General features: G+C 70.4%; 8 protein-coding genes. 4 read left to right on the plus strand and 4 right to left on the minus strand.

The features are described 5' to 3' along the window. Positions 1–80: 80 nt before the first annotated feature. Positions 81–863, minus strand: coding sequence for an alpha/beta fold hydrolase (locus BJY22_RS12525; RefSeq protein ID WP_167206369.1), 783 nt, complete (start codon positions 861–863; stop codon positions 81–83). A gap of 154 nt (positions 864–1,017) precedes the next feature. On the opposite strand from BJY22_RS12525, the gene BJY22_RS12530 reads away from it, so the two are divergent. Both BJY22_RS12530 and BJY22_RS12535 read left to right on the plus strand, forming a co-directional pair. Continuing rightward, complete coding sequence (locus BJY22_RS12530) at positions 1,018–1,488, plus strand: phage holin family protein (RefSeq protein WP_167206371.1); 471 nt, start codon at positions 1,018–1,020, stop codon at positions 1,486–1,488. Further along, positions 1,485–1,907, plus strand: a complete 423-nt coding sequence (locus BJY22_RS12535; protein ID WP_167206373.1) for a DUF3618 domain-containing protein — start codon at positions 1,485–1,487, stop codon at positions 1,905–1,907. The genes BJY22_RS12530 and BJY22_RS12535 overlap by 4 nt, the downstream gene beginning before the upstream one ends. Positions 1,908–1,928: 21 nt before the next feature. Here the strand turns inward: BJY22_RS12535 and BJY22_RS12540 are convergent, their stop codons facing one another. From BJY22_RS12540 to BJY22_RS12550, 3 genes are read right to left on the minus strand one after another with little or no spacing between them, the layout of a single operon-like run. Further along, positions 1,929–3,185, minus strand: coding sequence for a sigma-70 family RNA polymerase sigma factor (locus tag BJY22_RS12540; protein ID WP_167206375.1), 1,257 nt, complete (start codon positions 3,183–3,185; stop codon positions 1,929–1,931). Positions 3,186–3,240: 55 nt separating this feature from the next. Then, positions 3,241–3,693, minus strand: coding sequence for a nuclear transport factor 2 family protein (locus BJY22_RS12545; protein ID WP_167206377.1), 453 nt, complete (start codon positions 3,691–3,693; stop codon positions 3,241–3,243). A 45-nt stretch (positions 3,694–3,738) separates the two neighbouring features. Continuing rightward, positions 3,739–4,458, minus strand: coding sequence for a hemerythrin domain-containing protein (locus BJY22_RS12550; protein WP_167206379.1), 720 nt, complete (start codon positions 4,456–4,458; stop codon positions 3,739–3,741). A gap of 118 nt (positions 4,459–4,576) precedes the next feature. On the opposite strand from BJY22_RS12550, the gene BJY22_RS12555 reads away from it, so the two are divergent. After that, positions 4,577–8,011, plus strand: coding sequence for a BTAD domain-containing putative transcriptional regulator (locus BJY22_RS12555; protein ID WP_167206381.1), 3,435 nt, complete (start codon positions 4,577–4,579; stop codon positions 8,009–8,011). Between the two features lie 96 nt (positions 8,012–8,107). Further along, entirely contained in the window at positions 8,108–11,116 is a 3,009-nt protein-coding gene (locus tag BJY22_RS12560; protein ID WP_238350350.1) for a glycine--tRNA ligase, read from the plus strand.

Here is an 11,116-nt window from a genome sequence, read left to right on the forward strand (position 1 = left end):
CCAGGCCATCACGATTCCGTCGCGCCTGCCCGTTCCCGCTCAGGCGGGGCGGGCGGGCGCGATTGTGATGGCCTGGCGGTTCATCTGCACCAGTCCGCGATGACCGGGGCGATCGCCGCGGTCTTGATCATGTGGTTCTGACCCGGTACCTCGGTGTGCGCGGCGCCCGGTACCGCCTCCGCGAGCGCCCGGGTCGACGTCCTCATCCAGCCCGGGCTCTTCCCGCCGTTCACCACCAGCACCGGCTGCTGGATCGGCACCCACTGCTCCGCGTCCATCGGGTCGCCGAAGCAGTTCCCGTCGAGCACCTGGGCGTCGTACGGCAGCGTGTGCGCGATCGCCGTCATCGCCTTCCAGGCCGGCATCAGCTTCATCATCGTGACGACGAACCCGGGCAGTCCGATGCCCTTGGTGAAGAAGTACTTGATCGCGTCGCCCGGCTCCAGCGCCCGCAGGTCCGCGACCCAGGTCCGCGGGATCTGTTTGCGGCTGTCGTCGACGACGTACGGCGGCTCGAACGCGACCAGCTTCTCGATCGGCAGCCCGGCCGCCGCGGCCCGCAGTGCGAGCGCTGCGCCGGAGGACGTGCCGTAGACGTACGCCGACCCGCCGGCCTCCTCGATCACCGCGGCCAGGTCCTCGATCTCGCGATCCACCGCGTACTCGGCCGCGTCACCGGACTCGCCGCGCCCGCGCCGGTCGTAGTTGTAGACGGTGAACCGGTCCGCGAGCGCCTCGGCGAGGTCGGGCAGCGGGCCCTGCGCGCGGGAGCACAGCGCGCCGTCGACGAGGACCAGCGCCGGGCCGCTGCCGCGCCGGTCGTAGGCGATGGCGGTGCCGTCCTTCGAGACCACGGTGCCCATGTTCTTCCTCCTTGCTCGGTGACGATGTCACCCCTGCGTCGAGCGTGGCGAAGAGCCCTCGACAGCGTGTGACGCAGATCACTCCGGATCGTGGCGTACGCGTAGCGCAGCGGCCGTCTGGGTACCGGGGCCGCAACCAGCACGGGAGGCGGTTATGACGACACGTCCGGAGATGGTCCGGCACGAGGCCGGACCGAACGGCGAGCTGCAGCGCCAGCTGAACGGTCAGAACGTGAACGTCGGTGCGCTCGTGAGCGACGTGACCCGGGACCTCAGCCAGTTGGTGCGGGACGAGATGCAGCTGGCCAAGGTCGAGCTGAAGGAGAAGGGCAAGGAAGCCGGGGTCGGTGCCGGGTTGTTCGGCGGTTCCGGGGCGCTCGCGCTGTACGGCCTGGGCGTACTGATCGCGGCGGCGGTTCTCGGGCTCGCGACCGCGTTGCCCGCCTGGTTGTCCGCCCTGATCGTCGCCGTGGTGCTGTTCGCGATCGCCGCTGTCGCCGCCCTGCTCGGCAAGCGGCATGTCACCCGTGCGACTCCGCCCGTTCCGCAACGTGCCGTCGACGGCGTGCACGAGGATCTGGAAGCCCTCAAAGGACACCAGCCGGAAGGGAAGAGCACCCCATGACCACGACGAAGAACGCCACGCATCGGGAACCGATGACGGAGCGCGAGACGCTCCGGGAGGATCTCGAGCACACCAGGCAGCACCTCGCCGACACCGTCCAGGAACTCACCCGCCGGCTGAACGTGCCGCACCGGATGAAGGAGACCGCGGGGAACGCCGGGCATCGCGTCTCGGGCGCCGCCGGACAGGCCGGCCAGCGGATGAAGCAGGTCCCGGGCACGATGAAGCAGGTCCCCGGCGCGATGAAGCAGGTTCCGGGTGCGATGAAGCAGGTTCCGGGTGCGATGAAGCAGGTTCCGGGGACGATGAAGGACCTGCCGGCGATCGGCAGGCGGCACCCGAAGGCGACCGCCGCCGTCGGTGGAGCCGTCGCTCTCGGCGTCGGCGCGATGGCCTGGATGGCGCGCCGGCACAAGTAGGCACCAGCAGGGCCCGAGTACTCAGCAGTCGGCCGCGCGCTCCAGGAGAAGCTTGCGTTCGCGTTCGTTACGGGTGAGCGCCGCCGCCTTCTCGAACTCCGCCCTGGCCTCGTCGAGGCGGCCGAGCTTGAACAGCAGGTCGCCGCGGACGCTCGGCAGTAGGTGGTAGTCCTTCAAGGAAGGGTCGTCCGCGAGCAGGTCGACCGCCTGCAGCCCGCGCTCCGGGCCGAACGCCATCGAGATCGCGACCGCCTGGTTCAGCTCGACGACCGGTGACGGCGTGACCTGGGCGAGGACGGCGTACAGCCCGGCGATCCGGGCCCAGTCGGTGTCCTCGGGGTCGGTGGCGCGGGCGTGGCAGGCGGCGATCGCGGCCTGCAGGAGGTACGGGCCGGGCGGCTTCTCCAGGGCCCACGCACGCTCGATGCCTTCGAGTCCGCGACGGATCAGCAGCCGGTCCCAGCGCCGCCGGTCCTGGTCGAGCAGCAGCACCGGCTCGCCGTCCGCGCCGATCCGCGCGTTCGCCCGCGACGACTGCAGCTCCATCAGGGCGAGCAGGCCGAGTACTTCGGGTTCGGCCGGCATCAGCTCCACGAGCAGCCGGCCCAGCCGCATCGCCTCGTTGCACAGCGCCGGGCGCATCCAGTCGTCGCCGGCCGTCGCGGAGTACCCCTCGTTGTAGATCAGATAGACGACCTCGAGCACCGACGACGTCCGCTCCAGGAGCTCCGGCCCGGACGGCACCTCGAACTCGACGCCGGCCTTGGCCAGGTTGCGCTTGGCCCGGACGATGCGCTGCGCGATGGTCGCCTCCGGGGCGAGGAACGCGCGGGCGATCTCGTCGGTCTTCAGGCCGCCGAGCAGTTTGAGCGTCAGCGTCACTCGGGCGTCCATCGTGAGCACCGGGTGGCAGGCGGTGAACACCAGCCGCAGCAGGTCGTCCTCGATATGGTCCTCGAGGATCGCCTCGACATCATCCTCCACGCTGTCGCCGTCGATCTCGAGCTCGTGGCCCATCTCGGCGAGCTTGCGCTGGTACGTCTCCTTGCGCCGGATCAGGTCGATCGCGCGCCGCTTGGCGATCGCCATCAGCCAGGCGCCGGGATTGTTCGGTACGCCGACCTCCGGCCACTGCTCCAGCGCCGCCACCAGCGCGTCCTGCGCCAGCTCCTCCGCGAGCCCGACGTCCCGCACGATCCGGGCCACACCCGCGATGATCCGCGCCGACTCGATCCGCCAAACCGCGTCGACCGCCCCGCGCGCATCCGTAACCGTCACCCGCCGATAGTAGACACGTCCGGCTCGTCCGCCTACGGCCGACAACAGCCGGCGATCAAGCGGCGAAGCCGAGTTTGCGGAGCAGTTCCTGGTGGGCGAACTGGCCGTAGTACTCGAGCAGCTCCGCAATCCGGCCGTCTCGGAACGTCACGCGGATGGCGAGCCGATTCTCGTACCTGTCGCCGGTGACGAGTTCGGCCACCATGCGCTCCTCGACGACCGCGACCTCGGGATCGTCGGTCTGGTGGAACCGGAAGTCGTGAACGGCGATGCTGCGGGCGCCGGTGACGAACCCGGTGAAGGCGGCGTGGAGTTCACCGTGACCTGTCAGGACCGGCGGCAGGCCGGGAACCGGCAGAGCCGCCTCGTAGCGGCCGTCCTCGCACCAGTACGTGATGAACGAGTCGATGTCGCCGGCGAACAGCAATGCGCTGGAGCGTCGCCAAACCTCCTCGTTCCTGGTGCGGGCGGCGACGAGGTCGACGGTGGGGATGGTGTCCGAGCTCATGGTAGGACTCCTCGAGAGTTGAGATTGGTCAACAGTTGAGATTGGTCATGCGGGGACACCGGCACCGCGTTGCGGCGCCGGGGTTCCGTGGAGGCGGCGGGCGTACCGGCGGTACGCCCGGCGTCCGAGGGGCGGCAGCAGGCGGCGTAGGGGTGCGGGGAGCTTGCGGAGCTCGAGCGCGATGACGTCCGGATCGCCTTCGTAGAGCATCATTCCGAAGCCCAGAAGCATCATCCGCTTCGGGATCGAAGACATGCCCTGGTCGGTGAACTCCTCCCACTCCGCCGCGGTGAGGTGCTGGACCATGATCGGCAGCAGGTGCGTTTCTTCCGCGTGCAGGTGCTCGAACAGTGCCGTGCACAACTCGGCGAGGAGCTCGGCAAGCATCTCGCCATCAGCGCCCGATGCCGTACGCCGCCACCTGTCCAGCGCCTGGTGGGCAAGGTGCAAGTGGTCCGCGACCTGCTCGTGCTGGCTCTCCATCACGTGCACCAGCGGCGCGAGCTCCTGTGGGACCCGCGTGAGCAGGGCCGACCACAACAGGTCGTCCTCGATGGTGTGGTGATGATGGAGCAGGGAGAGGAACAGGTCGACGTGGTCCGCCACCGTGGTGGTCCGCCGCTGGTCGCCGGCCCGCACTCCGCGCACCGCCGCCGGGCTCAGCCCGAGCTCCCGACGGAAGCTGCTGTGCGCCACCTTCATCATCCGTACGTCCGTGAGGCCTGGTCCGTGGAGTCGTTGCTGATGTGTGGTGTGGTCTGTCATGTCCCTGCCCCTCTGCTTGGCTGATCCGAGCCTGCGGCCGCGCTCTTGGGAATCACTTGGAGTCGGCTTGGACGGCCGGTGCGCTGACAACCGGAGGTGACGCGGTTACCGTCAGGGGGTGCGGTTTCAGGTGTTGGGGCCGGTCGAGGCTCTCGATGCCGACGGGGGGCTGGTTCAGCTCGGTAGCCAGAAGCAGAGCGCCCTGCTCGGCTTGCTGCTCGCGTCCGGCGGCAGGGTCGTTTCGGTGGGCCGCCTCGTCGACGAACTGTGGGGCGAGGACCCGCCGCCCAAGGTCCACGTGTCGATCCAGTCCTACGTGGCGAACCTCCGCCGCATCCTCGAACCCGACCGCCCTGCCCGGGCAGCGCCCCGTCTTCTCCTCACCAACCCACCCGGCTACTGCCTGGCAACCGGCCCGCTCCAGGTCGATGCGGCTGAGTTCGAGGACTTGGCGAGGGCAGGCCGCGCGATGCTGGCGAGCGATCCCGCCCGAGCGCGTGAGTTGCTCGAATCCGCGGCCGGTCTGTGGCGTGGTGAACCGTACGCCGACCTCGCCGCGGCCGCGCCCGCCCTGGCGGCCGAGGCCCGCAGGCTGACAGAACTCGGGCTCCTCGCGGCCGAGGACCGCTTCCGCGCGGATCTCGCGCTGGGCGGCCATGAGCAGCTGGTGGGCGAGATCGAGCGAGTTGTCGCGGCCCACCCACTGCGCGAGACAGCCTGGTGCCTGCTCGCGGTCGCGCTGTACAGATCCCAACGCCAGGTTGCGGCGCTGGACGCGGTGCGCCGGGCCGAACGCGTTCTCGCCGACGAGTTCGGCCTCGATCCCGGCCCCGAGCTGAGCCGCCTGGAACAGGCGATCCTCAACCACGACCCGGCCCTCGAACACGGCGCCTCCGCCGCAGCCGACCGCCTCACCGTCCGCCGAACGGCGGACAAGCCGAGCACGGGGCAGATCGAGTTGGTCGGCAGGGACGAGCCGTTGGCTCAGCTGGCGGCACACCTGGTCGATGCGGCCGCAGGGCGGGGGAGCGTCGTCCTGGTGACTGGTGAACCGGGCATCGGCAAGACCGGTCTGGCCAGCGTCCTGACCGCGACGGCCGCGGCGATGGGCCTCAAGACCGGCTGGGGGAGATGCGAGGAGAGTGCCGGAGCTCCCGCCTTGTGGCCGTGGTCGCAGGCGTTGGGACCGTTGACAGGCAGCGGCGACACCTCGGCGCAGCCGCCGCTCGGCGTGGTTGCGGGTGGGCAGAGGCTGGACGCGGCTGCGGACCTGCCGGTGCTGGATGCGAACGCGGTGGCGTTTCGCGCGGCCCAGGGGACCGCTGCACTGTTGCGGAATGCTGGGCCGACTCTGCTCGTTCTCGACGACCTGCATCGGGCGGACGGCGACAGTCTCCGGTTGGTACGGCGGCTCGGGCCGATGGTGGCGGGGCTGCCGGTTCTGCTGGTGCTGACGAGTCGCGACGCTCAGGCGGACATCACGCCGGAAGTCTCCGACACCCTGGCCGATCTTGCCCGCTCGGGTCTCGTCCGCATCGGTCTTCGCGGGCTGGACGAGGACGGCATCCGCGCTTACGCCAAGCTCGATCGCGACGTCGACCTGCCTCCAGCAGTCGCCGCTGTGCTGGCGCAGCGGACGAACGGCAACCCCTTCTTCGTCGGTGAGCTGATCCGGTTGCTGGCAGACCAGCGGCAGCTGACGGAGCCTGGTGCGGCCGCTCTGGAGGTTCCGGACGGGGTTCACGACGTGGTCCGTCAGCGAATCGCCCAGTTACCCCACGATGTGGAGCGGTTGCTGGCCGCGGCCGCGGCGTACGGCGCGACGTTCGACCTCGACCTGGTCGAGGCGGCGTCGGGGCTGACCGCCGACGCGGCGACGGCCGCCACCGAGGCCGCACTCCTGGCCGGCCTGATCGTTGCTGACGGCACCGAATATCGCTTCACGCACGCCTTGGTTCGCGAGGCGGTCTACGCCCGCCTGCTCCCGGGACGGCGCCGTCGGCTGCACGCTGCGTTCGCCGGTCTGATGGAGCAGCGGTCTGGCCGGACACGGTCGGCCGAGCTGGCATATCACCACGGGCACGCCGGCCCTGACCATGCGCGCTCCGCCTGGACCCACGCAGTACGCGCATCAGAAATCGCCGCCCGGCAACCCGCTCCTGCTGAGGCTGCTCGCCTCCAGGACCAGGCGTTGGCGTCGCTGTCGCGTGACAGCACGGCTTCGGCCACGGAACGGTACGAGGTACTGGTCGCGCTCGCGCTTGCACGGAAGCGCGCTGGGCATGACCTGCAGGCATGGTCGGCTGCCCAAGAGGCGGCAGACGTCGCCCTTGCCGCCGGCGATGTGGTCGCGGCGGCGCGAGCAGCGCTGGCGATCACCGCCGACGGGATCTGGAGCTGGCGCGAGTACCAGGTGGTCGACTTCGCCGGTGTCGCCCTGATCGAACGGCTCCTTCGAGAGCTTCCCCCGGGTCATGAGGCGATACGCGCCCTCCTGCTGGCGACTCTCGCGGCGGAGCTCTACTACAGCCCGGATGCGGCCGAGCGGGCGGTTGCCGTCTCGACCGAGGCGGAGTCGCTCGCCCGGGCGTTCGGCAGTCCGCAGGATCTGGCGAGGATTCTCGAACTCCGGCATGTCGCCTACGAGCGTCCGCATCTGCTGGCCGAGCGGTTGTCCGCTGCTCGCGAGCTGGTCGAGCTGGCTGAGGGAGCCGACGATCCGGTAGCGGTCGCTCGGGCCCTTGTCTTCCGTGGCCGGGACGAGATCGAGTCCGGCGATCTTTCTGCCGGCCTGCGGGACTACCAGCGTGCCCGGACGGTCGCCGAGACGTACTCGCTGGCGCCCGTACTGGTGGCGCTCGCCTGGGCCGACGCGATCGTGGCCGTGGCTCGTGGCCGGTTCGAGGAGGCCGAACGGGCCGTCGCGGCGGCGTACGAGTTTCATGCGGGGACGACGCTGGCGGGCGCATCCACCGTCCCGATGGCTCTCGCGGCGACGCTCAATCTGACCCGGCGCACGTTGCCGTCGATCGAACCGGTGCTCGCCGAGGCCGCCGCCTCGTCGGGCCTGGCGTTGCTGCGGGACTGGCATGCGCTGGCGTTGGTGAGCGCCGGTCGAGTCGAGGACGCACGTGCCGGCCTCGGTCCTTGGCGACAGCAGCCCGAGGTGCCGGCGGACTACCTGTGGTTGACGCAGCTGACGATCCGGGCCGAGCTCTGGTCGTCGCTCGGATCAGCAGAGGCCGCACAGGACCTCCGCGATCAGCTGGCGCCCTACGAGGATCGCGTCGCGATTGGCGGCACCGGGATCACGATGACAGGTTTCGTGGGGCATCACCTCGGGCTGCTCGCCCGGACAAGTGGTGACCTCGACGGCGCCGTCCGGCACCTGGACGGGGCGCTGCGGCGCAACGAGTCGGCCGAGTTCTGGCCGTTCGCCGCCGCGAGCGCCCGCGAGCTGGCCGTCACGCTGCGGCAACGGGGTCATCCAGGCGACCGCGAAGCAGCCGCCGCCCTGGTAGCCCGCGCGGCCGGGTGGTTCAGGGGGCGGTGACTCAGGCGGTGACTCAGCGCGGTGGTGGTCCTGCGTGGAGTAGCACCCGGGCGGGGCGAATAGACTTCGCTCTGCCGGAACACCCCCGAAGATGGCATGAGGTTTGTTGTGCTCACCATGCAGGACGCGCTGCTCGCGCTGACGAAGTACTGGACCGATCGGGGCTGCATGATCGTGCAGCCGTTCAACACCGAGGTCGGTGCCGGGACGCTGAACCCGGCGACCATCCTGCGGGTGCTCGGTCCCGAGCCGTGGCGGGTGGCGTACGTCGAGCCGAGTGTGCGGCCGGACGACAGCCGCTACGGCGAGAACCCGAACCGCCTGCAGACCCACACCCAGTTCCAGGTGGTGCTCAAGCCGGACCCGGGCAACCCGCAGGAGCTGTTCCTGGACAGCCTGACCGCGCTCGGCATCGACATCGACGCGCACGACGTCCGGTTCGTCGAGGACAACTGGGCGAACCCGGCGACCGGCTCCTGGGGGCTCGGCTGGGAGGTCTGGCTGGACGGGCTGGAGATCACCCAGTTCACGTACTTCCAGCAGGCCGGCGGGATGACGCTCGACCCGGTGTCGGTGGAGATCACCTACGGCATCGAGCGGATCATGATGGCGCTGCAGGGCGTCTCGCACTTCAAGGACATCGCCTACGCCCCGGAGATCTCGTACGGCGAGGCGTTCGGCCAGGCGGAGTATGAGATGAGCCGCTACTACCTCGACGACGCGGACGTGGAGTCGCAGAAGCGGCTGTTCGAGGAGTACGCGAACGAGGCCCGCCGGATGCTCGACGCGCGACTCCCGGTGCCGGCGCACATCCAGGTGCTGCGCTGCTCGCACACCTTCAACGTCCTCGACGCCCGCGGCGCCGTGAGTACGACGGAACGCGCCAAGGCCTTCGGCCGGATGCGCACGCTGGCCCGCGAGGTCGCACAGCTCTGGGCGGAACGCCGTACCGAGCTCGAGCACCCGCTCGGCCTGGCGCAGCTGCCCGACGCCGCGCCGGAGCCGACCGAGTTCCCCAAGATCACCGGGACCCGGCAGCTGACCTTCGAGATCGGCACCGAGGAGATGCCGCCGTCCGAGGTCACCAAGACCGCCGAGGCGGTGCGCACGGCGCTGGAGGAGAAGCTGGCCGCGACCCGCCTCGGGCACGGCAGGATCACCGCGTACGCGACGCCGCGGCGGGTCGTCGCCTTCGTCGCCGAGGTGCAGGCCGGCGAGCCGGACGCCGAGCGCGTGGTCCGGGGCCCGCGGAAGGCGGCCGCGTACGACGCCGACGGCAACGTCACGAAGGCCGCCGCCGGATTCGCGCGCGGTCAGGGTGTGGACGTCAGCGAGCTGCACGACCTGGACGTGGACGGCGTCGAGTACGTCGCGGTGACCAAGCCCGACCCGGGGCGTGGCGCGGCCGAGGTGCTGAGCGGCGTACTGAGCGAGATCGTCCGCGGCCTCCGCTCGGACAAGAACATGCGCTGGAACGACGCGGACCTGTCCTTCACCCGGCCGATCCGCTGGCTGGTCGCGCTGCTCGGCGACGAGATCGTCCCGGTGTCGGTGTCCTCGCTCGCCGCCGGCCGGACCACGCGGGTACATCGGACCGCCGCGCAGCCCAAGGTCGAGATCGCGTCGGCCGAGGGGTACCTGGACCTGCTCCGGATCCACGGCATCGAGGCCGATCCAGCACGTCGCCGTGCCACGATTCTGGACGCGGCTGCCGAGCTGTCCGCGAAGGTCCAGGGCACTGTCGACGTCGAGGGTGAGGCCGCGCTCGTCGACCAGATCGTCAACCTGATCGAGGAGCCGACGCCGATCCTGGGCGGGTTCGCGGCCGACTACCTCGAGCTGCCGAGCGAGATCCTCACCACCGTGATGCGCAAGCACCAGCGCTACCTGCCGGTGCGCGACGGTGACGGCAAGCTGCTGCCGCATTTCGTTGCCGTGGCCAACGGTTCGGTCGACGAGGACGTGGTGCGGGCCGGCAACGAGGCGGTCCTGCGTGCGCGCTACGAGGACGCCGCGTTCTTCTGGCGGGCCGACCTGGAGACGCCGCTGGAGTCGATGAAGAGCGAGCTGGAGAAGCTGGCCTTCGAGGAGCGGCTCGGATCGATGGCCGATCGGGCCGGGCGGATCGGCCGGATCGCGCTCGCGCTCGCCGCGAAGGTGGACCTGGACGGCGACGACCTGTCCACGCTGCGGCGGTCGGCCGAGCTGGCGAAGTTCGACCTCGGTTCGCAGATGGTGGTCGAGCTGACCAGCCTGGCCGGGACGATGGCCCGCGAGTACGCCAAGCGGGCCGGGGAGACCGAGGCCGTCGCGCAGGCGCTGTACGACATGGAGCTGCCGCGGTCGGCCGGTGACCCGGTCCCGTCGACGACGCCGGGCGCGCTGCTCGCGCTCGCCGACCGGTTCGACCTGCTGGCCGGGCTGTTCGGTGTGGGTGCGAAGCCGACCGGTAGCTCGGACCCGTTCGCCCTGCGTCGCGCCGCGGCCGGCGTGGTCGCGATCCTCCGCGAGCACCCGGAGCTGCGTGCGATCACCCTGCCTGCCGGGTTGAAGGCGGCGGCCGACGAGATCGGTGCCCAGGGGATCGACGTACCGGCGGACTCGCTGGACGAGGTCGCGGAGTTCACCGTACGGCGCTACGAGCAGCAGCTGCTCGACCGTGGTGACGACCACCTCCAGGTCGCCGCTGTGTTGCCGCTGGCAACTGCTCCGGCCGCCGCGGACGAGACGCTGAAGGCACTGCAGGGTCTGGTCGGCAACAGCGATTTCGCCGACCTGGTCGCCGTGCTCCAGCGGGTGCGCCGGATCGTTCCGGAAGGCACCGAGGCGGAGTACGACGCCAGCAAGCTGACCGAGCCGGCGGAGGTCGTGCTGCACGAGGCGGTGCAGAAGATCGGGCAGGCGCCGACCGGGCTGGGCGACTTCGTCACGACCGCGACGGTGCTGATCGATCCGGTGAACGCGTTCTTCGACGAGATCCTCGTGATGGCGAAGGAGCCGGAGATCCGCGCCGCCCGCCTCGGCCTGCTGGCCACGATCAGCAAGCTGGCCGCGCCGGTTCTCGACTGGCAGGCCCTCGGCACCAGCCTCAGCCCGGCCGAGTGA

It is taken from the genome of Kribbella shirazensis (genome assembly GCF_011761605.1).
In the GTDB taxonomy this organism is placed as follows: domain Bacteria; phylum Actinomycetota; class Actinomycetes; order Propionibacteriales; family Kribbellaceae; genus Kribbella; species Kribbella shirazensis.